The 21059-nt window shown below is 67.3% G+C and carries 24 protein-coding genes; 15 read left to right on the top strand and 9 right to left on the bottom strand.

The annotated features are described in order from the left end of the window. Positions 1-27: 27 nt before the first annotated feature. A complete protein-coding gene (locus ACIA49_RS19555; protein WP_396378614.1) occupies positions 28-411 on the bottom strand; it encodes an STAS domain-containing protein in 384 nt (127 codons plus the stop codon). 200 nt (positions 412-611) lie between these two features. Here ACIA49_RS19555 and ACIA49_RS19550 point away from each other — a divergent pair, with 200 nt between their 5' ends. Genes ACIA49_RS19550 through ACIA49_RS19540 form a run of 3 tightly spaced genes read left to right on the top strand, consistent with a single transcriptional unit; the run spans position 612 to position 2912 of the window. Then, positions 612-1355, top strand: a complete 744-nt coding sequence (locus tag ACIA49_RS19550) for an SDR family oxidoreductase (RefSeq protein WP_396378613.1) — start codon at positions 612-614, stop codon at positions 1353-1355. Further along, positions 1352-2053, top strand: coding sequence for a DNA alkylation repair protein (locus tag ACIA49_RS19545; protein ID WP_396378612.1), 702 nt, complete (start codon positions 1352-1354; stop codon positions 2051-2053). Before ACIA49_RS19550 ends, ACIA49_RS19545 begins: the two co-directional genes overlap by 4 nt. 58 nt (positions 2054-2111) lie before the next feature. Further along, positions 2112-2912 (top strand): M23 family metallopeptidase, encoded by an 801-nt coding sequence (locus tag ACIA49_RS19540; RefSeq protein ID WP_396378611.1) that lies wholly within the window; start codon positions 2112-2114, stop codon positions 2910-2912. Here the strand turns inward: ACIA49_RS19540 and ACIA49_RS19535 are convergent. Genes ACIA49_RS19535 through ACIA49_RS19525 form a run of 3 tightly spaced genes read right to left on the bottom strand, consistent with a single transcriptional unit; the run spans position 2843 to position 5933 of the window. After that, positions 2843-3676, bottom strand: a complete 834-nt coding sequence (locus ACIA49_RS19535) for a type II CAAX prenyl endopeptidase Rce1 family protein (protein ID WP_396378610.1) — start codon at positions 3674-3676, stop codon at positions 2843-2845. The genes ACIA49_RS19540 and ACIA49_RS19535 overlap by 70 nt on opposite strands. 58 nt (positions 3677-3734) lie before the next feature. Continuing rightward, positions 3735-5207 carry an MFS transporter gene (locus ACIA49_RS19530; RefSeq protein ID WP_396378609.1) on the bottom strand — a complete coding sequence of 491 codons (1473 nt, stop codon included), beginning with the start codon at positions 5205-5207 and terminating at the stop codon, positions 3735-3737. 36 nt (positions 5208-5243) lie between these two features. Then, positions 5244-5933 carry a hypothetical protein gene (locus ACIA49_RS19525; RefSeq protein WP_396378608.1) on the bottom strand — a complete coding sequence of 230 codons (690 nt, stop codon included), beginning with the start codon at positions 5931-5933 and terminating at the stop codon, positions 5244-5246. A gap of 157 nt (positions 5934-6090) precedes the next feature. Here ACIA49_RS19525 and ACIA49_RS19520 point away from each other — a divergent pair, with 157 nt between their 5' ends. Together ACIA49_RS19520 and ACIA49_RS19515 are read left to right on the top strand one after the other, a co-directional pair. Continuing rightward, positions 6091-6921 (top strand): DUF4397 domain-containing protein, encoded by an 831-nt coding sequence (locus ACIA49_RS19520; RefSeq protein ID WP_396378607.1) that lies wholly within the window; start codon positions 6091-6093, stop codon positions 6919-6921. A gap of 74 nt (positions 6922-6995) precedes the next feature. Further along, on the top strand, positions 6996-7580 hold the full coding sequence (locus ACIA49_RS19515) for a class F sortase (protein WP_396378606.1): 585 nt from the start codon (positions 6996-6998) through the stop codon (positions 7578-7580). Here ACIA49_RS19515 and ACIA49_RS19510 read toward each other — a convergent pair. Together ACIA49_RS19510 and ACIA49_RS19505 are read right to left on the bottom strand one after the other, a co-directional pair. Next, positions 7549-7896 carry a cupin domain-containing protein gene (locus ACIA49_RS19510; protein WP_396378605.1) on the bottom strand — a complete coding sequence of 116 codons (348 nt, stop codon included), beginning with the start codon at positions 7894-7896 and terminating at the stop codon, positions 7549-7551. The genes ACIA49_RS19515 and ACIA49_RS19510 overlap by 32 nt on opposite strands. Next, a complete protein-coding gene (locus ACIA49_RS19505) occupies positions 7893-8936 on the bottom strand; it encodes a Gfo/Idh/MocA family protein (RefSeq protein WP_396378604.1) in 1044 nt (347 codons plus the stop codon). The genes ACIA49_RS19510 and ACIA49_RS19505 overlap by 4 nt, the downstream gene beginning before the upstream one ends. A gap of 64 nt (positions 8937-9000) precedes the next feature. Between ACIA49_RS19505 and ACIA49_RS19500 the strand changes: the two genes are divergently transcribed. From ACIA49_RS19500 to ACIA49_RS19485, 4 genes are all read left to right on the top strand, one after another. Continuing rightward, positions 9001-10380 (top strand): PLP-dependent aminotransferase family protein, encoded by a 1380-nt coding sequence (locus ACIA49_RS19500; RefSeq protein WP_396378603.1) that lies wholly within the window; start codon positions 9001-9003, stop codon positions 10378-10380. A gap of 11 nt (positions 10381-10391) precedes the next feature. Continuing rightward, positions 10392-11009 carry an L-threonylcarbamoyladenylate synthase gene (locus tag ACIA49_RS19495; RefSeq protein ID WP_396378602.1) on the top strand — a complete coding sequence of 206 codons (618 nt, stop codon included), beginning with the start codon at positions 10392-10394 and terminating at the stop codon, positions 11007-11009. An 82-nt stretch (positions 11010-11091) separates the two neighbouring features. Then, positions 11092-12048: a penicillin-insensitive murein endopeptidase gene (locus ACIA49_RS19490; RefSeq protein ID WP_396378601.1), complete on the top strand. Its 957-nt coding sequence runs from the start codon at positions 11092-11094 to the stop codon at positions 12046-12048. Positions 12049-12060: 12 nt separating this feature from the next. Continuing rightward, positions 12061-12696: a nitroreductase family protein gene (locus ACIA49_RS19485; protein WP_396378600.1), complete on the top strand. Its 636-nt coding sequence runs from the start codon at positions 12061-12063 to the stop codon at positions 12694-12696. Here the strand turns inward: ACIA49_RS19485 and ACIA49_RS19480 are convergent. The 3 genes from ACIA49_RS19480 to ACIA49_RS19470 form a co-directional block, all read right to left on the bottom strand. Further along, on the bottom strand, positions 12693-15842 hold the full coding sequence (locus ACIA49_RS19480) for a discoidin domain-containing protein (protein ID WP_396378599.1): 3150 nt from the start codon (positions 15840-15842) through the stop codon (positions 12693-12695). The genes ACIA49_RS19485 and ACIA49_RS19480 overlap by 4 nt on opposite strands. A gap of 111 nt (positions 15843-15953) precedes the next feature. Next, entirely contained in the window at positions 15954-16385 is a 432-nt protein-coding gene (locus tag ACIA49_RS19475; protein WP_396378598.1) for a DNA polymerase ligase N-terminal domain-containing protein, read from the bottom strand. Positions 16386-16405: 20 nt separating this feature from the next. Beyond that, positions 16406-17212, bottom strand: a complete 807-nt coding sequence (locus ACIA49_RS19470; RefSeq protein ID WP_396378597.1) for a SigB/SigF/SigG family RNA polymerase sigma factor — start codon at positions 17210-17212, stop codon at positions 16406-16408. Positions 17213-17442: 230 nt separating this feature from the next. Between ACIA49_RS19470 and ACIA49_RS19465 the strand changes: the two genes are divergently transcribed. The 6 genes from ACIA49_RS19465 (at position 17443) to ACIA49_RS19440 (ending at position 20923) form a co-directional block, all read left to right on the top strand. Continuing rightward, a complete protein-coding gene (locus ACIA49_RS19465; RefSeq protein WP_396378596.1) occupies positions 17443-17628 on the top strand; it encodes a hypothetical protein in 186 nt (61 codons plus the stop codon). Between the two features lie 12 nt (positions 17629-17640). After that, a complete protein-coding gene (locus ACIA49_RS19460; protein ID WP_396378595.1) occupies positions 17641-18573 on the top strand; it encodes a LysR family transcriptional regulator in 933 nt (310 codons plus the stop codon). 94 nt (positions 18574-18667) lie between these two features. Beyond that, positions 18668-19405, top strand: coding sequence for an SDR family oxidoreductase (locus ACIA49_RS19455; RefSeq protein WP_396378594.1), 738 nt, complete (start codon positions 18668-18670; stop codon positions 19403-19405). Next, on the top strand, positions 19402-20268 hold the full coding sequence (locus ACIA49_RS19450; protein WP_396378593.1) for an SDR family oxidoreductase: 867 nt from the start codon (positions 19402-19404) through the stop codon (positions 20266-20268). Before ACIA49_RS19455 ends, ACIA49_RS19450 begins: the two co-directional genes overlap by 4 nt. Next, complete coding sequence (locus tag ACIA49_RS19445) at positions 20265-20732, top strand: amidohydrolase family protein (protein ID WP_396378592.1); 468 nt, start codon at positions 20265-20267, stop codon at positions 20730-20732. The genes ACIA49_RS19450 and ACIA49_RS19445 overlap by 4 nt, the downstream gene beginning before the upstream one ends. A 29-nt stretch (positions 20733-20761) precedes the next feature. Beyond that, entirely contained in the window at positions 20762-20923 is a 162-nt protein-coding gene (locus tag ACIA49_RS19440; RefSeq protein WP_396378591.1) for a hypothetical protein, read from the top strand. Positions 20924-21059 lie beyond the last annotated feature (136 nt).

Here is a 21059-nt window from a genome sequence, read left to right as displayed (position 1 = left end):
GGAAACCCACGAAGCAACCCCAGAAGCTCAGAGTACGGCGAGCGCCTCCGCGGTCGAGGCGAAGATCTGGAACTGACCCCCGAGCCCGGTCACCGAGAGTGGACGGTCGACCGGACGGCCGACGCCGACCAGCGCGAGCGTGATGTTGTGCCGCCCGGCCAGGGTGCGGGCCTCGACCAGGTTGCCGAGGCCGGCGGAGCTGAGGAAGGTGACGGCCGAGACGTCGATTAGGACCAGCCGGGCCGGTGGCGCGACGGCGGCCCGGATCGACTCGGAGGCGAAGTCGGTGGTGGCGATGTCGATCTCGCCGGACAGCCGGACGAGGAGAACGCCTGGCTCCAGCTCCGTGGTCACGGCATCGAACGTCGTCTTGATCATGTCGCCGTCCCGCGGCTCAGGCTGGCTTGTCACGCCGGATTCTCCCCCGGGTAGCCCCGCACCGCCGGTCCGTCCTGACGGGGTGAACTGCCCTGGGGCAACCGTATGCCCCGACGCCGGACCGTCACAACGGGTGCCCGGGGGATGACCTCGGAGCGTGACCTCGGCGCGGGCGGCCCGGACCGGAAGTCAAACGCTGCAACGACGTCGGTGGCGGGTGGTAAACAAAGGACATGGGTGTTCTCGATGGCAAGGCAGCGCTCGTCACCGGCGGCTCGCGAGGGATCGGAGCCGCGATCGTACGGCGCTTGGCCGCGGACGGCGCGGTCGTCACGTTCACGTATCTGACCAGCGAAGCGAAGGCGGCCGACGTGGTCGCCGAAGTGAAGGCGGCCGGCGGCGAAGCCATCGCGATCCGGTCCGACCAGGCCGATGTGTCAGCGGTGCCCGAGCTGTTCGAGCGGGCGGCCGAGCCGACCGGGGTGCTCGACATCTTCGTCTGCAACGCGGCGCAGGCGACCGTCGTGCCGATCGCCGACGTCACCGAGGCTCTGTACGACGAGCTGTTCGCGACCAACCTCCGTGGTCCGTTCTTCGCCGTCCAGCGCGCGGCCCAGGTGCTCCCCGACCATGGCCGGGTGATCGCGATCTCGACCCTCAACACGGCGATGCCGGTGCCGACCGTCGGGATGTACGCGGCCAGCAAGGCCGGGCTCGAGCAGCTCATGAAGGTCGCCGCCCGGGAGTACGGCGCCCGCGGGATCACCTTCAACTCGGTCTCTCCGGGCGCGACCGCGTCCGACATGTTCTTCGACAACAACCCGCCCGAGGTGCAGGAGATGCTCAAGAGCGCGACCGCACTCGGCCGGGTCGGCCAGCCGGAGGACGTCGCCGATGTGGTCGCCTTCCTGGCCGGACCCGACAGCCGTTGGATCACCGGCCAGAACCTCCGGGCCGGCGGCGGCCTGCTCGTATGACCACCGCCAAATCCCTGCTCGCAGAGATCGATGCGGCCGCCGACCCGCAGGTGGCCGAGGTCCTCGAGCGCTACTTCCAGCTCCAGCCCGGCGGCTACGGGTACGGCGATCAGATGGCCGGCGTGAAGCTCTCCACGATCCGCGAGATCCTCAAGCCGTACCGCCGAGCCGCTGTTCCACTCGAAGACCTCGAGCAGGCCCTGACCAGCCCCATCCACGAGCACCGGCTCGCTGTCCTCTGCCTGCTCGCCGATCGCGCAGCCAAGGAGAGGGAGCCGATCTACGAGCTCTACCTGCGCTGTACGGAGTACATCAACAACTGGGATCTCGTCGACTGCAGCGCCTCGGAGATCGTCGGCGGCTACTTGCTCGACAAGCCGCGCGACGTCCTGGAGACCCTCGTCCACTCGGAGTCCCTCTGGGAGCGCCGGATCGCGTTGGTCGCGACTCACTGGTTCATCCGGCGCGGCGAGAGCGAGGACATCTACCACCTCGCTCCGGAGGTCTTCGACGATCGCGAGGACCTTATCCACAAGGCGGCCGGCTGGATGCTGCGCGAGGCCGGTAAGCGCGTCTCCGAGGACGAGCTGCGGGAGTTCCTTGACGAGCACGCGCCGGCGATGCCGCGCACCATGCTGCGCTACGCGATCGAACGTCTGCCCGCCGACGTCCGCGCCCACTACCGCGCCCGGCGCTAACCTTCAGCCACAGTCGAAAGGACTGCCGAGCCGGTACGGCGAACCTACGCTGACCCTCATGAAGCTCATCCGTCTGGCCCTCCTGGCGCTGCTCGTCGCCGCAGGTCTGATCGCCGTACCGACGACGGCTATGGCCGCCCCGGCCTTCCAGATGCCGATCCCGTGTGGTCTGCGCTGGACCACTGCCAGCCACAGCGGCCACGCCAGCCAGTGGATGATCGACATGGTGGACATGGGTGGCAACACCCGCGGTACGCCGGTCCTCGCGTCGGCCGGCGGTACGGTCAGCGCCTCGCTGAACTCGACGACCGGCGGCCAGATGGTCGTGATCGACCACGGCGGCGGCTGGCAGACTCGCTATCTGCACATGGATCGCCGTGATGTTGCCGTCGGCAACACTGTCGACCAAGGCACGCAGCTCGGTGTCGTCGGCAGCACCGGTGACAGCACCGGGCCGCACCTGCACTTCGAGCAGAAGCTCAACAACGTTGTCCAGCAGGCGTCGTTCGACGGTCACCTCGTCCCGCTGACCTGGTCGTATGGCGAGCACTACGAGACCAGTGCGAACTGCGGTGCCGGTGACGGCAAGTTCTGGGTCGACACCTTCGCCGACGCCCCTGGATACGCGAGCCCGGGTGCGGGCGCCAGCACCGGGACGCTGAAGAAGGGCACGAGCTACGTCTACTGCCGCACTTGGGGTCCTGAGGTCCGCAACGGCTCGTCGTTCAACCACTGGTGGCTGAAGACCGACCTCGACGTCGGCCCGGCCAACCAGTACGTCTCGGCCTACTACCTGTCCCGCTGGGGCAACGACGAGGCCAAGGACAACGCCGGTCGCGATATCAAGGACTGCACGTAGAAACCGACAGCGGCGAGCACCAGGTACGCCGGGACCAGGAGCAGCACGTCCTGGTTGACCACGCTCGCCGACCAGCCCGCGTCGCGGGAAGCGCCGTCGACGGTCAGCCGGTTCACGGTGAGGAAGGTCAGATGCGTTGCGATGCTGGCCCACAGTGAACCGGTGGCCGCGCGGGCGGCGACGAGCGTGAACCCGAAGATCGTCAACAGGAACAGGTACGACGCCGGGTCCTGCCCCGGTGGCACCAGACTCAACTCCTGGGTCTCCTGCTCGAAGATGGTGCCTAGCACCAACTGCACAGCCGAGGCGATTCCCGGCACCAGCAAGAACAACGCCGTGGTCCCCACCGCAGCAAGGAACCCGCGGTACCGCGATCGCAACGCGCTCCAGGTGTGACCGCGCAGCGTGAGTTCCTCAGGCAGGGCCTCGAGAAGCAGCGCGATGACCGTGTTCGTCAGCAGGAACAACAGCACACGATGCGGCTCGATCCGCCCCCACGTGATCCACCCCGCGAGTGTGCCCGCGCCGAACACCACCGCCGCGCTGCCGCCCGTCACCAGCAGACCGGTGAGCAGCCCACGCGCAGCATCCCGGAGCCCCAGCTCCTGTCGCCGCCGCAACGGCCTGATCAGCAGTACGGCGACCACCGCACACACCAATGCCGGCACGAAGCGGTTGTGCACCGCCTCCGACACCGTGATCGAGCACCCCAGCGCGAACCCCATCGCGAAGGCCCCGAAGGCCGCCCGCCACCACGTCGTCATACCGGAAGCTTATAAGACGATCGTGTCAAAAAGATCAAGATATGTCGACATGTCGAGGTCAGGAGTGGGCGTCGCTGGAGGGCGGCGGGGAGACCAGGGCGCAGTGCAGGTGTCGCTCGACAGGCACGGTACGACGGCGGGTCCGGTCCCCGAGCGTGGTCCAGGCGATCACCGACCCGGCCACCGCGAGCACGGCCGAGATGATCAATGCCCGGTCAAATCCATTGCTAAAGGCAACGGGATCCCGGTACGACTCCCCGGTGATCCCCGCCGCCATCGGAATCGCGGCGACCGCCATCAACTGTGCCGACCGCGCCACGGCGTTGTTCACCCCGGAGGCGATCCCAGCATGATGATCCTCGACTGACGACAACACGGTCGCCGTCAGCGGCGCCACCGTCGCAACCAACCCCAGTCCCAGTACGACGACCGCCGGCAGCACCGCGGTCACGTACGACGACCCTGGTGAGATTCGCAGCATCAGCAGGAACCCACCCGCCATCAGCAACGGCCCAACCGTCATCGGTATTCGCGCGCCGATCTTCTCCGCGAGTCCGCCCGCGTAGCCGGACAAGGTGAACATCAGGGCGGTCATCGGAAGTAAGGCCGCCCCAGCCCACACGGCGGCGTACCCGAGGGCTGTTTGGAAGTAAACGACGACCAGGAAGGTCGCCGTACCGAGAGCGCCGTAGACGACCACCGTGACGAGGTTCGCGCCGGTGAAGCGGCGGTTGGCGAAGATCCCCGGTGGCAGCATCGGATGCGAGCTGCGTCGTTCGACGAGGACGAAGACCCCGAAGGCGAGCAGTCCGATGATCAGACTGGCCAGCACCGAGGCATTGCCGAAGCCATCCGAACCGGCGCGGATCAATCCGAAGGTGAAGCCGGCCAGACCGACTGTGGCCAGGGCCGCGCCACTGAGGTCGAGCTTGCCGGCCATCTCCTCGTCCCTGGTTTCCGGCACATGCCTCAAAGTGACGAGGATGGTGACGAGCGCGATCGGCGCGTTGATCAGGAAGATCAGCCGCCACGAACCGCTGTCCACCAGGGTGCCGCCGACGAACGGCCCGACCGCGGCCGCGACCGAGGTGAGCCCGGACCAGGTGCCGACCGCCTTGCCGCGATCGCCTGGGGCGAACGTGGTCTGCAGGATCGCCAGACTGCCTGGCGTGAGCAGCGCGCCGCCGATGCCCTGCAACACGCGCCCGGCGACCATCACCTCAAGGGTGGGCGCGAACGTGCAGATCATCGACGCGACCGCGAACCAGCCGACACCGATCACATACATCCGGCGCCGCCCGAGCCGGTCGCCGAGCGAACCGCTGAGCAGGATCAGCGACGCCAGCATCAGCATGTAGCCGTTGACGATCCATTGCAGTCCGGCCATCCCCGCGCCGAGGTCCTCGCCCATCGCGGGCAGGGCGACGTTCACCACCGTGCCGTCGAGGAACGCCATCCCCGACCCCAGCGCGGTGGCTGCCAGCACCCACCGCGCCCGCGCAGTCCCCAGCGCGATCCGTTCCTCCGCCATGAACCAACGGTAAGGGGCCCCTCGGACAAAACTGCATCAGGGCAGGTCGACCTGGATCACGATCAGTGCCTGGGCGGCCGGGATCCCTGGCCGGATCGCCAGATGGGGCGGATCGCCCACCGCGCAACGGGTCTCGGGAAGTAGCGGACAGACCGCGTTCAACAGCCCGTCGGACACTGACACGGTGGTTGGCAAGGTGCCCTCGGCGGGAGCGATCAACGGTCGCAAGGCGGCGGACGCTCGCTGCGGTCGCTGGGGGGTACGGCGAACTGTCGTCCCCGTTAGCCGATAGGTCAGCCGGAGCTTCGTCGCCGCGACCGGCAACGGCAGATCCCGTGTGGTCTCGACGGTGGACGAATCCAGTGGCACCACGGATTCGTCCGCCAGCAACTGCAGATCAGATGCTCGTGGCGCTGTCCTGGTCATGAGCCCGGGCAGCTCCGCGCCCGAGGTGGGCACCTGCAACTGCACATCATCGGTCGCGTCCGACAGCATCACGTCCTCGACGACGTCGAACGACCCGTCGGTCCGCGGTACGGCGGTCATCCGGATCCCGGGCTCGGTCACGCCCGGCCCCGGAGCGACGGAATCGGACGCGCCCGGCGGAGGAATGGCGATCGTGTCGTCGGCCCCCGGACTCGGCTCGACGGGCCCGGATCCACCGGAACACCCACCGAGCACCAGGACCAGCGCCGTCGTCAGGACTACTCGACCGCGATGCAGCATCGAACCCATCGCCCCCAAAGCTCTGGTGCCTCACAGAAAGGGATCCGGTTGGGCGCGTAGCCACTGGCGGCCGGATCGGTTTGCGCTTACGATACGCCGGAATTCACTGAATTCGGAAAATGTGAGGCGTTTTCCGAGCCAGTACCCAGGGGGCAAAATGAATAAACGCAGCGTGGCCGGGTGTTTTCGCGCAGTATATTCGAGAATGCGCGGTCCGGTAATTCCGGTACTACTCGTGGCGGCGGTGATCTCGGCACCGCTGGCGCCCGCGGAGGCCGCCGCAGGGGGCAACCTCTTCGTCGTCCAGGGCCTGGCAGGGAAGACCCTCGACATCAGCGTCGACGGCAAAGAGGTGGGGACGAAGGTCGCCGGCGCCAAGCTGATCGGACCCTTCGGAGTCTCGGCCGGCCAGCGCACAATCACTGCAAAACAAGACGGAAAGGTCGTCATCGAGCGTAAGGTGACGGTCGCGTCCGGTGGCAGTCTGGATGTGGTGATCCACGAGCCGGCCTCGCCGGGCGGTGCTCCGGTGATCACCTCCTACAACAACAAACTGACCGCGGTCCCGGCCGACAAGGCCGCTGTCCGGGTCGCGCACACCGCGGCGGTCGGGCCGGCCGATATCAAGGTCAACGGTCAGGTCCTGTTCGCAAATGTCGCGAACGGAGAATCACTCGACGTAGTCGTCCCGGCGGCCACTTACAGTGTCGAGATCGTGCCGGCGGGTGCGAAGTCACCTGTTGTTCTCGGTCCGTTGGCTTTGCCACTCAAGGCCGGATATCTGACCCGCGTTTTCGCGGTCGGTGCACCGAGCCAGAAAACGATGACGGTGGCCGTCGGCACGATCAAACTCCGGTCGGCCGGTTCGCCCAAGCCCAAGGTGGTCAACACCGGAGCCGGGCCTGACCACACCCCGGCGCTGGCAGGGATCGCACTGCTGCTTCTCCTGGCCACAGTGATCACTGCACGACGGGTGGTACGCCGCTGAGGAGGCTGCTGCTCGGACTGCTCCTGATCTGCTGCGTGGGCCTGGAGGGGTGCACCGCGCAGCTGGACGGAGCTGTGCCGGGCACAGGGGTGGACGGCGGCACTTCGACGCCGGTGCCGTCGTCCACTCCGCTGGACCCGCTCATCACGCCGTCGACAGACGTCCCCTCAGGCAGAGTCGGTACGCCGGCGCCGAGCCAACGCATCCGGTTCGTGCCGACCGAGGTGGTGCTGCCCGGCGGCGCGCAGGCGCCCGTCGTACCGGCTGGGACGGTTGGCGATCAACTGCAGGTGCCGTCCGGCGCGCGCCGCGTCGGATGGTGGGACGGCGGTGCCGAGGCTGGTGATCCGTTCGGATCGGTGGTGCTGGCCGGTCACGTCGACACCAAGACCGAAGGGCTCGGCTTCTTCGCACGCCTGCGCAAGGCCGAGCCCGGCGAGTACGTCGTACTGCGGGGTGCCGGGCGGACCGCGACGTACCGGATCGATTCCAAGGTCTCGGTGCCGAAGGATGCGCTCGCGACGAAGAGTGGAGCCTTCGATCAGACCGGTGCACACCGGCTGGTTCTGATCACCTGCACTGGTGCGTACGACCGCAACAACGGCGGCTACGAGGACAACCTGGTCGTCACTGCGACGGCGATCGGCCTGGCGAAGTAATCACCTGCCGGTCCGGACTGGAGAACGCGATCACGAAGATCGCCTCGTCGTCGCCGAGGTTGCGGGCGTTGTGCACGCGGCCGGACGGGATGCTGATCGTGTCACCAGGGCCCATCCGGACCAGCTCGTCGTCGACGCTGTGCTCGATCGTCCCTTGCAGGACATGCAGAATCTCGTCGCAGTTCGGGTGGTAGTGCCGTGAATTCTGCTCACCCGGCCGGATGTAGCAGCGGCCGAGCGTCATCGTGGTGGAGTTGCCCAACGCACCGGACACCATCCACTCCAGCCGTCCCCACGGCTGCTCTTCGATCGTCATCGGTACCTTTCATACAGGTCGAGGATCATCCGGACATCGGCCAAAGAGCCTTTGTCCACAGGCTTTCCGGCCAGCACGCTCTCGCAGAAGTGCACGATCTCCGGGACATAGCCGAGGTAGAACAGGTTCTTGTTGTAGAGCTGCCCGAGCGAGAACTCCGGCTCCCAGTGCAGCGGCGCGACCTCGTCGTCGGCGATGAACGACGCCGATCGCCCGTACGGCAACTCGACCCCGCGCCGGTAGTAGGTGAGCCGAACGCCGTTGTCCACCACGACATGGGCGCCGTCGCCGATCACCTCGACCCGCTCCAGCGGTGCGCCGGGCGCTGATCCAGCCGCGAGATGCAGTGACCCGATCGCGCCGGACTCGAACATCAGGCTCGAGACCGACGCTCCCGTCCGCGGTTCCCATTCGAAGCTCAACCGCCGTACCGGGCCCATCAGATAGGTGAGGATCGCGGCCGGGTGAAAGATGTGGTCGAGGAACCCGATCATCGCCACGTCGTCGGACCGATCGGCCGGCGCCGGCAAGGCCTGCGGATACCGGACGGCGATCGAACTGGCCGGGCCGAACGCCGGATCGCGCAGGATCGCGGCCACCTTCTCGATCGCCGGCGTGAAGATCTTCTTCAGCCCGGTCATCACCGTCAGCCCGGTCTCCCGAGCGACCGCCTCGAGCCGATCGAGCTGCGCCAGACCGGCCGCCGTCGGCTTCTCCATCCAGACGTGAGCCCCGGCCCGCAGACAGTCCTCGGCGAGCGCGGTCGCCTGCACATCACCGCTGTCCGTGTACGACGTGACGATGAAGACCACGTCAGGCTGTTCCGCTGCCAGCATCGCGCGATGATCGTCGTACGCCGATGGCGCGCCGAACCCGCGCGCATAGGTCCGGGCCCGGTCCAGCTCGATGTCGCAGATCGCGACCAGGTCGACCGGTGCGTACTGGAAGGCCGGGTAGACGTTGCGGTACGAGTGCCCGCCGGCGCCGATGAAGGCGCAGCGCAGCCGCTCGGCGTACTCGAACTGATAGGTGACGCTCATGAGCTCAACCCTGACCCGTCCGGTGCGATGATCTCCAGAGCCACATCGCCGGAATTGGACTCGAATGGACAGGATCACGACCGACCAGCTGCAGCGGATGCTGGTAGGGACCGGTACGCCGACAGGTCCGCTCTACCGGCGGCTCAGCGAGAGCCTGGCCGAGCTGATCGACCGCGGTGAACTCCCGCCCGGCGCGGTCCTGCCGCCTGAACGTGCGCTGGCCGTGGCCCTCACGATGAGCCGGACGACGGTAGTCGCGGCGTACCAGGAGCTCCAGGACAGCGGCCGGCTGGAGCGGCGGCGCGGCAGCGGGACCAGGGTCCTGGCGAAGGCCCGGCACACCGTGTCGAGCAGCGAGCTAGCCGGTGACCACGTGGCCAGCCAATTCCTCGACGGACCGCCCGCCACGATCGACTTCGCGACGGCCGCGCTGCCGAGCCTCGGCATCGTCGCTGATGTCGCCGCGAGCCTCACCCGCGACGACTACCTGCAGCTGACCACGACCCACCACGGCTATCACCTCAAAGGCTTGCCTGCGCTGCGCGAGCGGATCGCCCGCTGGTACGACGACGGGACCACGGCCGACGACGTCCTGGTCACGTCAGGAGCCCAGCAGGGGTTGGAGTTGGTGGCACGTGGCTGCCTTCAGCCCGGTGATCGCGTGATCGTCGAACAACCGACGTACCGGGGAGCACTAGACGCATTCGCCCGGACCGGCAGCAGACTGCTGACGGTCCCGATGGACGATGACGGCCTGGATGTCGACGCGCTGGAGAAGCTGGTCGCAACCGAGGAACCACGACTCGTCTACGTGCAGGCGTCCGGCCACAACCCGACCGGCATCGTCATGTCCGCTGACCGCCGCCGACGGCTCAGCCGCCTCCTCGATCGGTACGACGTCGTCCTCGCCGACGACACCTCACTAGCCGGTACGGCGTTCGCTCCCAACGACTCGGTGTTGGGGACTCACGAGCGGCTGGTCACGATCGGCTCGCTGAGCAAGGTGTTCTGGGGTGGGCTGCGACTCGGCTGGATCCGTGCGTCACCACAAGCGGTCGCAAGACTCGCGCAGGTTCGTGGGATCAGCGATCTCGGCAGCTCACTTGTCGCTCAAGAGGTGGCTCGGCGGCTCTTCGATCACTACGAGGATGCCGTGGCAGAACGTCGTACAAGCTTGCCGGTGCAGCTTCGGACGCTGACTGGTCTCGTCGAGCAGCACCTGCCTGGCTGGACGTGGCAAGAGCCGCGCGCCGGCGCTTCGCTCTGGGTTCGTCTGCCGCACGGGACCGCCACCGAGTGGAGCCAGCTCGCCCAGCGGCACGGCGTCACGCTGCTCCCCGGTGCCGTGTTCGGCGCGGTCGACGATCACACCCGGATCCCGTTCATGCTGCCGGCGGCCGTTCTGCGCGAAGGGATCGAACGGCTGGCGCGGATCCGGCGGTAGGCTCGACGGTCATGGCGAGGTATTTCGATGTACATCCGGAGAATCCACAAAAGCGCGCGGTCGGTCAGGTCGTCGACCTGGTCCGCGACGGTGGGCTGATCGCCTACCCGACCGACTCGTGTTTCGCGCTCGGCTGCGCGCTGGGGAACCGGGACGGGATCGACCGGATCCGGTCGATCCGGCAGTTGGACGACAAGCACCACTTCACGTTGATGTGCCAGGACTTCGCCCAGCTCGGGCAGTTCGTGCACATCAGCAACGCCGTCTTCCGCTCGATCAAGGCGGCCACGCCGGGCAGTTACACGTTCATCCTGCCGGCCACCAAAGAGGTCCCGAAGCGGCTGCTGCACCCGAAGAAGCGGACGGTCGGAGTCCGGATCCCCGACCACGTGGTCACCCAGGCGCTGCTCGAGGAGCTCGGCGAGCCGATGCTGTCGAGCACGCTGCTGCTGCCCGGTCACGAGGAGCCGATGACCCAGGGCTGGGAGATCAAGGAGGAGCTCGACAACCAGGTCGACGCCGTGATCGACGGTGAGACCGGGACCGAGCCGACCACCGTGATCGACTTCTCCGAGGACTTCGCCGAGGTGGTCCGGGTCGGCGCCGGGGATCCGAAACCTTTCGAGTAGGGGTTGCGCGAGGGGTAATTGATGCCGGATTGTGGCGGACGACCGTAACTTAGTTTCTTCGACCGCCCCCGGAGGATCTTTCATGCGACGTCTCCTGGTCGTACTCCTGGCCTTGGCCCTCGCCCTCATCCCGACCGCTGCCAACGCCTACGCCAACGCCTTCTTCCCGACGCAGAGCAGCGGCAACCGCGGCGCCGACGTACTGGCGATCCAGTACCTGCTGCAGTACAACGGCCAGACCGCCCCGGCCGACGGCGTCTTCGGCGCCTCGACCGTCGACGCGGCCAAGGCCTTCCAGACGGCGAAGGCGCTCGGCGTCGACGGGATCGTCGGCCCACAGACCTGGGCCGCACTCGCCCCGACCATCCGGTCCGGCGACAACAACGCCGCCGTCAAGGCGCTCCAGGTCGAGCTGAACGCCAAGCGCCGCCTCAGCCTCCCCGTCGACGGAGTCTTCAGTACGGCGGTCCGCGACGCGGTGGCCACCTTCCAGACGCACGCCGGGATCGGGTCGGACGGCATCGTCGGTCCGATCACCTGGCGCAATCTCGCCTGGCACTACGACTACCCCGACTTCACCGCGAACCTCTGCGACCAGGACCCCGACGGCAACGGTACGGCGGCCAACTGGGCCACCTCAGCCGCAGTCGCCCAATTGGAAGAGGCGGCCCGCTCGTTCGCCGGCACCGGCCAGGGCAAGGTCCCGTACGGCGATGCCGGGTTCGAGCACGGCGGTGACATCCCCGGCCACGGCAGTCACGACGTCGGCCTCGACATCGACATCTGGCCGATCCGCACCGACAACGGCCAGTGCACCGCCGGCCGCATCACCTGGCAGTCGACGACGTACGACCGCGCAGCCACCCGCCAGCTGATCCAAGCGATCCACGCCGCCGCCCCGGGCCACGTGCGGATCATCTTCTTCAACGACCCCACCCTGATCAACGAAGGCCTCACCACCCAGTGGCCGGCCCACGACAACCACCTCCACGTCCGCTTCTGCGAGAAGGTCCACCCCAGCTCCCTCTACACCTGCTGACACACTGGCTGGATGACGCTGACGCCTGATGAGCTGCTGACCACCACTCGCACCGTCCGCAAGCGCCTCGACCTCGAGAAGCCCGTACCGATCGAGTTGGTGCGGGAGTGCATCGAGGTTGCGGTGCAGGCGCCGTCGGGGAGTAACCGGCAGACGTGGCACTGGATGGTGGTTACGGATGCGGAGAAGCGGGCGGCGATCGGGGAGTACTACCGGCTGGCGGTTGAGCAGTATCTGGCCGGGCCGGGTGCTGCCGGCAAGCTGCACGCTGACGACCCTGAGCGTGCGCCTGTCCAGCGGCGGGTTGGGGACAGCGTCGCTTACCTGGGTGAGCGGATGGGACAGGTCCCCGTGCTGGTCATCCCGTGTCTCACGGTGAGCAAGCTGCCGGCTGGGAACCAGTCCGGCACGTGGGGCTCGATCCTGCCGGCCGCCTGGAGCTACTGCCTCGCAGCGCGCGCCCGCGGCCTCGGTACGGCATGGACGACGCTGCACATGGTCTACGAGAAGGAGATCCAGGAGCTGCTCGGACTGCCGGAGGAGATCCGGCAGTCCGTGCTACTCCCGACCGCGTACTACACGGGCGACACCTTCAAGCCCGCCCCGCGGCAGTCACTCGACGACGTCATCCACATCGACACCTTCTAACTCACCTCGAGCTCAGCAAGCTGCATGCGATAGCCGCCTTCGCCGTCCGGCCGCAGCTCGGTCCCGCGCACCTGCACGTACCGGGCTGTGGTCGTCGGGAAGGTCTGCGTCACCGCAGCAGAACCAGGCTGCGGTACGTCGTTCGCCGTGGCGACCGGGGTGAAGTTGACCCCGTCCGTTGAGGTCTCGACGACGTAGTCGACCGGGAAGCCGCTGCCGGTGCTGCTGCCGTCAGAGCGGGCATACAGATCGACCTTGCTGATCCGGCTGGGCGCACCCAGGTCTACCCGGACCCACTGCGGTGAGTTCGCTGCGACGGACTCGCTCGTCCAGCCCATCGAGTTCCACAGTCGCGACTGCCGGGCGCCGTCGGTGAGGTTCGCCCGCAGCCAACCCTCGTTCACAAACTCCGAGGAGGTCGACGAGCTCACCGGCCGTCCGGCCGCGAGGTTGCCGCCGGCGACCTCGACCTCGGCAAATTGCATCCGGTAGGCCCCGAACGGATCCTGCGCCAGCTTCTTCCCGACCACCTGTACGTAGCGCACGTTCTGCGTCGCGAAGTCCACCGACTGCACTCCGGTCGGCCGCGGCTGGTTGACCCGCGACGCCACAGTCGTCCAGGAAGCACCATCAGCCGACACCTGTACGTCGTAGTCGACCGGGAACCCAATACCCACGTTGGTCCCGTCCGCCCGCGGATACAGATCCACCCGGCCCAAGGCCCGCGCCGCACCCAGATCGACCTTGAACGTCTGCTGATCGGTTGCGCTCGTGGCCGCTCCCGATGTCCATCCCATTGAGCTGGCATCCGACGTACGACGTCCGTCGACAGCCGCGATCGCGCGCCAGCCGTCACTGTCGTACGACGACGAGACGGATACCGCGCCGCCTTCGGCCGGGTTCACATCCGGGTTGAGTCGGACGTTGTCGAAGGCCACGTTCACCCCGCCACTCGCCAGGCCGATTCCACCGGCGGTGAACGACGAGTCGGTCACCGACACCACAGGGTCTTTGCCAGTCCCGGCGTACACGGTGATCTTGTTGCCGCGCGCAACCACTCGCAATCGGTTGAACTGACCAGGTGCGTAGCCGACGGCTTGTCCCTTGCCGAGCGTCGCACCGGCCTTGAAGACGAAGACCTCGCCGTTGTTGCGCTGGGCCACGAGATAGCCGCTCTCGAAGTCGGTCGGGTTCAGGTTGCGTACCACCAGACCGGCCCAGTTCGTGTTGCCACCATTGGAGTTCACGCCGCGGATCTGCAGGTCCACGCTCGCCGACACATCGGCGTACGCGCGTCCTTCCAGACCGGCGACGTAGTTCCAGTTGTCGGTCGCGGTCTGGGTCAATGCACCACCGGAGACAGACCAGGCACCCGCGTTGGACTGCCACGATTGCGAGCCCAAGCTGAAGTCGTCGGCGTACGGGTAGACCTGGTCGGGTCCACCGGACGCGAGCGCGTCCAGAACCTGCCGGTGGACGGCGTCGACCGCGGCACCCGACTTGTCCACCGTGTACGAGTTCATCAGCAGCGAGTTCGCCAATGCGCGAGCGAGTACCGGCTTGGTAGCGGCCAGCTGGGTGAACAGCTCGTAGTCCTCGAGCCCGTCCGTCTGTGCCTCGCTGCGGATGCTGTCGTACAGGCCGTACGCCGGCCGGTTGGGCCGCACGATGAAGTTGTCGCCGTTCTGAACTCCGTCGAAGGTATCGAACCGCTTGTTCAGCTCGCCGAACCAGTAGTTCCAGCCCCAGTGCAGGTAGCCGACCGCGTTCGCCTTCCACGCCAGCAGCGGCGTCAGCCGGGTCTTGGCCAGGTGCGACATCAAGAAGCGGTTCAGGTACGGTCCCTGCGGACCGATGCAGTTGTAGAGCCACAGCTCGTTCCCGGCCAGCCGCTTGGTCTGGAAGACGCCGACGTTGTTCTCGTACAGGTTGATGATCGGAGTGTTCGCCGTGGTTGCCGTGCCTGGGTTCAGGACGGCGAGCTCGGCCTCGTTCAGCTTCGGGTTCGGGAAGTACTTGCGGTAGATCCCGTACATCCAGTTGGCCGCGGTGACGTCCTCGGCGCGCGTCGTCTCGTCGTTCGCGCTCATGTAGAAGAGGTCGGTCAGACCCTTGGCGTCCAGGTGCTGCTTGAGGGCGGCGAACGCCTTGTTCAGGTACGTCGTCGCCTCCGCGGATCCCGAGGTCAGCGGGACCATCTGGGTGGAACCGTCGGCGGCCCGCTTGAGCGTCTCCACCCGGTTCGGCAGACCGTTGGCGGGGTCACTGGTCATCAGCAGGTGCGGCGTGTGGATCCATTGCAGCGCGCCGGCGTCCTGGTAGATCTTGATGAACCGGTCGAAGGTGTCCCAGCCGAACGTGTAGTTGCCTGCAGCATCGATCGTGGTGTTCGGGATGAGCAGTGCCTGGAAGTCCGCGAAGACCACGTTGTTACGGTGCTTGGCGTGATCGCGAGCCATCGACTCGATCACTCGCCACCAGTTCGGGCTGTACATCTCGGCGTTGTCGTACTGGAGCGGGATCGCCTGGATCGTGCCGGTGTAGTCCCAGCCGGCCGAGGTCGTCCAGTTGTTCATCTTGAACGTCGACTGGTTGGTCGGCGGCAGCGTGGCCGGCGCCACCGTCACCCGGACCGGGATCACGACGTTCCCGGCGCTGCTCTGGACGGTCGCCGTACCGGTGTAGAGGCCGGGCGTCGCGCCGGTCGGCACGCGCACGCTGTAGTGATACGGCTGGGTGACGTTGGCGGCCAGGGTCCGTGGGGTGTTCTCGACGAGGGCGTCGTAGTACGCCGTACCGGTGCCTTCCCGCTCGGCGTCACCGGCTTGGACGACGTTCGGGTGCAGGTATTCGCGCCGTACGGTGATGTCCGAGAGCGTCGCGCCGCCGGGGCCGATGAGGTTGCTCGTGGCAACGGAGACGTTGTCGGTCGGGGCGGTCGGGCGGATCGCGATCTGGGCGGCCTCGACCTCGTTACGGGCGGCGTACAGATCGATCGAGGTCGGCGCGTTGGCCGGGCGGGTCGCATACGGGAAGAGCCGGTCGGACGAGTTGTGGGTCCAGACCGGTGGTGGCGCGGCGTGAGCCGGTAGTGGCAACAGCGCAGTCAGTACGACGGTGGAAAGGGCGACGGCGAGCTTGCGCATTCTTGTCCTCCGGGCGGCGAGGATGGTCAGAACTACGCATGCAGTGTCGGTGGGGGCCGAGAGGGTGGTCAAGGTGCGTCACTGGCCGGATTCGGTCAGGTCTCTTGACGCTCAGGGCTTCGAGGCGGCCGCTTCCTCGATGGTTAGACCACTCAGGACGGATCGTGGCTCGGTGATCGTCAGATCCCGCTCCGGATCGGCGGCCTCGTCGCGGACCTTGACCAGCAACCAGTCCTGGTTGGTGCGGGTGAAAGCCCACGCGCCGGTCAGCTTGATGCCGTGGAACTGCACCTTGAGGTGGCCGTGGTCGATGGCCTCGGCCGCACTCCCCGGCGTCAGGTTCGTGTAGACGCCGGCGTCCCAGACGATGACGTTGCTGCTCTCGTACGACGCGTACTCCAGGTCGTGATCGGTGGTGAAGACCGCGAGCCGCTTCACCACCGGATCCAAGGACGGTCCACGCGGGACCGCCCACGACTTCAGGACGCCGTCAACCTCCAGCCGGACGTCGTAGTGCAGGCGCCGTGCATCGTGCAACTGCACTACGAAGATCGGCCGGTGGCTCAAGCGGCAGCTGCCGCAGGGGGTTCGAGCCGGTCCCGGAGCCGGTCGAGGATGCCGCGCAGCAGGCGCGAGACCTGCATCTGGCTCACCCCGATCTCGGCACCGATGTCGGCCTGGGTCTGTCCTTCGACGAACCGCAGTTCCAGAATCCGCCGCTCGCGCGGCTTCAGCATGGTCAGCGCCGGAGCGAGTACGGCGACCGCTTCGGTCTGCTCGAACGCCGTGTCGTCGTCGGCGATCGTGTCACCGAGCCGGGCCGCGGAGTCACCGTCCAGCGGACGGTCCAGGGAGAGCACGGAGAAGCAGCCGTCGGCCGCGATCGCGTCCTCCACTTCGTTGACCTCGGCCCCTATTTCGGCCGCGATCTCCGCCTGGGTGGGCTCGCGGTGCAGGTCCTGGACCAGTTGCGGCCGGACGGAGGCGATCGAGCCCTGCAGCTCCTGCAGGCGACGCGGGATCCGGACCGTCCAGGAGCAGTCCCGGAAGTACCGTTTCACCTCGCCGCGAATGGTCGGGACGGCGTACGCGAGGAACGGCGTACCCGTCGACGGGTCGAAACTTCGGGCGGCCTTGACCAGACCGAGGTACGCGACCTGGTCGAGATCGTCGGACTCCACGCCGCGGTTGCGGAAGCGGGAGGCGATGCTGTGGGCCACCGCGAGATGCAACTCGATCGCTTGATCGAGCAGCTGCTGACGGTGGTCTTCGTCGGTACTGGCGGCCCGTTCGCTCAACAGAGCCCGGGCTTCGCTGTCTCGCTGATCGGCACGATGCCGGGCGGCGCTGGTAACTGCAGTGCTGTTCATGTTCTGACCTCGCGACGTGAGTCACGGCGCGGCACATGTCTGGACCACGGTCAGGACCTTGCACCCACATTCCTACCCCACTTCGACCCCGTTATGCATCTTCGGGGCACTTACAGCTTCGTTGTGCTTCGTGATCAATTCGAGTTACCGCTAACGCCGCGTCACAATGCGGTTGTAGTCTTGTCGCTGCCACCCCCCCCACGCCGCCCCTGTCACGAAGTCAGGTCGCTATGCCTCTCGCCTCTTCCCCGGCCAAAGGTTCCTCCGATACCCGGTCCACGGGCGACGTCCAGATCCGCGTCGGCGGCCGCTGGGTCGCCGGGCACGAGCTCGGCCGTCGCGCCGACGAGGTCCTGGTCAGCCACCACGGTCACCTCGTCTGGGTCGACCGCGAGGCGGTCCGCCCCGCGCAGTGACACACTGCCGGAGTGGAACTGCGGCAGCTGGAGTACTTCGTGGCGGTGGCGCACGAGCGCAGCTTCACCTTGGCTGCCAGGCGTTTGCACGTTGTTCAGAGTGCGGTGAGCGCTGCGATCGCAGCACTTGAACGGGACTTGAAGGTCACGCTCTTCGAGCGCAGTGCCCAACGCGTCGTGCTCACCGAAGCCGGTACGGCGTTGCTCCCGGAAGCGCTCGCGGTGATGGACGCCGTCCAGGGCGCCCGTGATGTCGTCGACGAACTCGGCGCCGGTCTGCGCGGGTCGGTCCGCGTCGGGCTGCTGCCCGGACTCGGCCTGATCGATCTGCCGGCCGCGGCCGCCGAATTTCGCAGACGGTATCCGAATGTCGAGCTGCAACTGAGAGTCAACGCCGAGGGCTCAGCCGGGATTATCGTCGCGCTGCGTAACGGTGACATCGATGTCGGATTCCTCGGCGTACCGCAGGGCAGTGTGCCGCGGGAGCTGACGACCTGGGAGTTGCTCCAGGTTCCGCAGGTGCTCGCCGTACCGGTCGGGCATCGGCTGGCGCGGCGCAGATCGGTCCGGGTCGCCGATCTGGCCGACGAGGAGTTCGTCGACTTCCCTCCGGGGTTCGGAACCCGGACGCTGATCGACCAGACCTTCGAGGCGGCCGGGATCGAGCGCCAAGTGGTGGTCGAGGCGCTCGGGATCGAGAACGGCGTCCAGTTTCTGGCGCAGGGAGTGGGCCTCGGGATCCTCCCCGAGTACGCCGTCGCCGGGCTGGACGCGGTGCGCGTCGTACCGATCGTGGACGAGACCTTCCAGTGGTCGCTCTACATGGCGACGCTGCGGAAGCGGAAGCCGACCGCAGCGCTGCGGGCCCTGCTCGGGTTGGTCGGTACTCATCTGCAGCAGCCGCCGGGGACCTCGCTGGGTGCGCAGATGCATCAGCAGAATTGATCCTGCCATCGATTTGAGTCGTTGGATTTGATCCATCGCCGGACGCACGCTGGAGGTGTCAGCAAGAAACGACATTCTCGAAAGGCGCATGACGATGACTGAGAACAGCAGGGTCGCGATCGTGACCGGCGGCTCGAGTGGGATCGGCCGCGAGGCTGCCGCCCGGCTCGGCCGGGACGGGTTCGCGGTGGTGATCGGCTACTCCGGCAGCAAGGACCGGGCCGAGTTGGCCGTCAAGGAGGTCGAGGCCGACGGCGGCCGGGCGATCGCCGTACAGGCTGATGTCGCCGACGAGGCTGCGGTGACCGCGCTGTTCGACCGGGCCGAGCAGGAGTTCGGTGGGGTCGACGTGGTGATCAACGCGGCCGGGATCATGCCGCTCGCGCCGCTGGCCGAGCTCGACCTGGAGGTCTTCGACGACATCATCCGCACCAACCTGCGCGGCACCTTCGTGGTCGACCAGCAGGCCAGCCGGCGGGTTCGCAACGGTGGCGCGATCGTCAACATCTCCAGCTCGCTCACCCGGCTCGCCCGGCCCGGCTATTCGGCGTACGCCGCCAGCAAGGGTGGCGTCGAGGCGATCACGCTGATCCTGGCGCGCGAACTGCGCGGCCGCGACATCACCGTCAACGCCGTCGCCCCCGGTCCGACCGCGACCCCGCTGTTCCTCGACGGCAAGCCGCAGGAACTGATCGACCGGATCGCCGCCGAGCCGCCGCTCGAGCGCCTCGGCCAGCCGTCCGACATCGCCGAGATCATCGCCTTCCTGGCCGGCCCCGCGCGGTGGATCAACGGCCAGGTCATCTACGCGAACGGTGGTTCGGCAGCATGATCGTTCTGATCAGTGGCGCGTCCAGCGGCTTCGGTGCCCTGACTGCCCGCGCTCTCGCCGACGCCGGTCACACCGTGTACGCCGGCATGCGTGACCTCGCCGGCCGGAATGCGGGCCCGGCGGCCGAGGCGACGGAGGCTGGTCTGCGAGTTGTCGAGCTGGACGTCAGCTCAGAGAGTTCGGCGCAGCAGGCGGTCGACACGGTCGTCGGTGCCGAAGGGCGACTCGACGTACTGATCCACAACGCGGGTCACATGGTCACCGGGCCGGCCGAGGCGTTCACTCCGCAGCAGTTGCTGGATCTCTATGACACCAACGTTGTTGGGACTCAGCGGCTCAACCGGGCGGCGCTGCCGGTACTGCGGGCGCAGGGCGACGGGCTGGTCGTGTGGGTCGGCAGCTCGAGTACGCGCGGTGGGACTCCGCCGTACCTGGCGCCGTACTTTGCGGCGAAGGCTGGGATGGACGCGCTGGCTGCGAGTTATGCGTTGGAGCTGACGCGATTCGGGATCGAGACGACGATCGTCGTACCGGGTGCTTTCACGCACGGGACGAACCACTTCCTGCACAGCGGTTCACCGGCCGACACGGACGTGGTCGCGGCGTACGAGACCAAGTACGCCGGGCTGATGGATCAGGTTGGCCAGCGCCTGGCCGAGCTGGAGCCGGAGTGGTCGGACGTTGCCGAGGTCGCTCGGTTGATCGTGTCGGTGGTCGACACCGAGAAGGGCAAGCGTCCGTTCCGCGCGAGTTACGACCCGTCGGACGACGGCGCGATCGTGGTCAACGCGGTCGCCGATCGGGTCCGGTCCGAGTTCTTGCATCGGATCGGACTGGAAGACCTCCTGCACCCGGTCGAATGACTGTCTACACGCACTTCCTGCCGGCCGAGTACGTCGCGGCTGCGGAGCGAGCCGGGCATCTCCGTCCTGACGGACTGCCCGGCTGGCCGACCTTTCCGTCAGGTGATGTGCTGTCGATCCCGTCGCCAGGTGTTCACTTCGGGGACGACTTCCGCGCGCGGGTGCTGTCGCGTCGGGTCAACGAGTTGGCCGCCGAGCTCTGCGCGCAGCGACCCGGCTCCACCTTCCTGGCGAGCCTGCCGCTGCCGGACGTCGACGCGGCGCTGGCAGAACTCGACTACGCGTACGACGTCTTGCACGCGGACGGCGTGATCCTGCTCAGCAACGTGACTGGGCTCTATCCGGGTGAGCCCTCGTGGGAGCCGGTGTGGCGAGCGCTCAATGCGCGGTCCGCCCAAGTGCTTCTGCATCCGACCTCACCACCGCAGTGGCGACAGGTCGCGCTGGATCGGCCCGCGCGTTGATCGAGTTCCCCTTCGAGGTGGCTCGGGCGGTGACCGATCTGACACTCACCGGCGTACTGACGCGGCACCCCGACATCCGCTTTCGTGTCTCGCACGGCGAGTTGCTGCCGTGCCTTGCGGACCGCGTCGAGGCGGCCGGCGGGGACACGGCGGTCTGGAAGAACTTCGTGGCCGTCGACTGTTGCGCTTAGGTACCCCGGCGGGCCCTGACAGCTCCGCCGGGGTGGCTTAGTTAACTGACTCAACAAGCACCGGATCGTACGTGGCAAACGCTCTCACCGGGAGAGGCGTCTCAGAAAGAGATCACCTGGGCAGCCGGTGACGGGT

Source organism: Kribbella sp. NPDC051587, assembly GCF_044453945.1.
Lineage (GTDB): Bacteria > Actinomycetota > Actinomycetes > Propionibacteriales > Kribbellaceae > Kribbella.
The sequence above is the reverse complement of the archived record's forward strand: the minus strand, read 5'-3'. Positions and strand labels throughout refer to the sequence as shown.

Coding starts and splice junctions, on each gene's coding strand:
- ACIA49_RS19550 (WP_396378613.1), top strand. CDS start 612: ATGGGTGTTCTCGATGGCAAGGCAGCGCTCGTCACCGGCGGCTCGCGA.
- ACIA49_RS19545 (WP_396378612.1), top strand. CDS start 1,352: ATGACCACCGCCAAATCCCTGCTCGCAGAGATCGATGCGGCCGCCGAC.
- ACIA49_RS19540 (WP_396378611.1), top strand. CDS start 2,112: ATGAAGCTCATCCGTCTGGCCCTCCTGGCGCTGCTCGTCGCCGCAGGT.
- ACIA49_RS19535 (WP_396378610.1), bottom strand. CDS start 3,676: ATGACGACGTGGTGGCGGGCGGCCTTCGGGGCCTTCGCGATGGGGTTC.
- ACIA49_RS19530 (WP_396378609.1), bottom strand. CDS start 5,207: ATGGCGGAGGAACGGATCGCGCTGGGGACTGCGCGGGCGCGGTGGGTG.
- ACIA49_RS19525 (WP_396378608.1), bottom strand. CDS start 5,933: ATGCTGCATCGCGGTCGAGTAGTCCTGACGACGGCGCTGGTCCTGGTG.
- ACIA49_RS19520 (WP_396378607.1), top strand. CDS start 6,091: ATGAATAAACGCAGCGTGGCCGGGTGTTTTCGCGCAGTATATTCGAGA.
- ACIA49_RS19510 (WP_396378605.1), bottom strand. CDS start 7,896: ATGACGATCGAAGAGCAGCCGTGGGGACGGCTGGAGTGGATGGTGTCC.
- ACIA49_RS19505 (WP_396378604.1), bottom strand. CDS start 8,936: ATGAGCGTCACCTATCAGTTCGAGTACGCCGAGCGGCTGCGCTGCGCC.
- ACIA49_RS19500 (WP_396378603.1), top strand. CDS start 9,001: ATGGACAGGATCACGACCGACCAGCTGCAGCGGATGCTGGTAGGGACC.
- ACIA49_RS19495 (WP_396378602.1), top strand. CDS start 10,392: ATGGCGAGGTATTTCGATGTACATCCGGAGAATCCACAAAAGCGCGCG.
- ACIA49_RS19490 (WP_396378601.1), top strand. CDS start 11,092: ATGCGACGTCTCCTGGTCGTACTCCTGGCCTTGGCCCTCGCCCTCATC.
- ACIA49_RS19485 (WP_396378600.1), top strand. CDS start 12,061: ATGACGCTGACGCCTGATGAGCTGCTGACCACCACTCGCACCGTCCGC.
- ACIA49_RS19480 (WP_396378599.1), bottom strand. CDS start 15,842: ATGCGCAAGCTCGCCGTCGCCCTTTCCACCGTCGTACTGACTGCGCTG.
- ACIA49_RS19470 (WP_396378597.1), bottom strand. CDS start 17,212: ATGAACAGCACTGCAGTTACCAGCGCCGCCCGGCATCGTGCCGATCAG.
- ACIA49_RS19465 (WP_396378596.1), top strand. CDS start 17,443: ATGCCTCTCGCCTCTTCCCCGGCCAAAGGTTCCTCCGATACCCGGTCC.
- ACIA49_RS19455 (WP_396378594.1), top strand. CDS start 18,668: ATGACTGAGAACAGCAGGGTCGCGATCGTGACCGGCGGCTCGAGTGGG.
- ACIA49_RS19450 (WP_396378593.1), top strand. CDS start 19,402: ATGATCGTTCTGATCAGTGGCGCGTCCAGCGGCTTCGGTGCCCTGACT.
- ACIA49_RS19445 (WP_396378592.1), top strand. CDS start 20,265: ATGACTGTCTACACGCACTTCCTGCCGGCCGAGTACGTCGCGGCTGCG.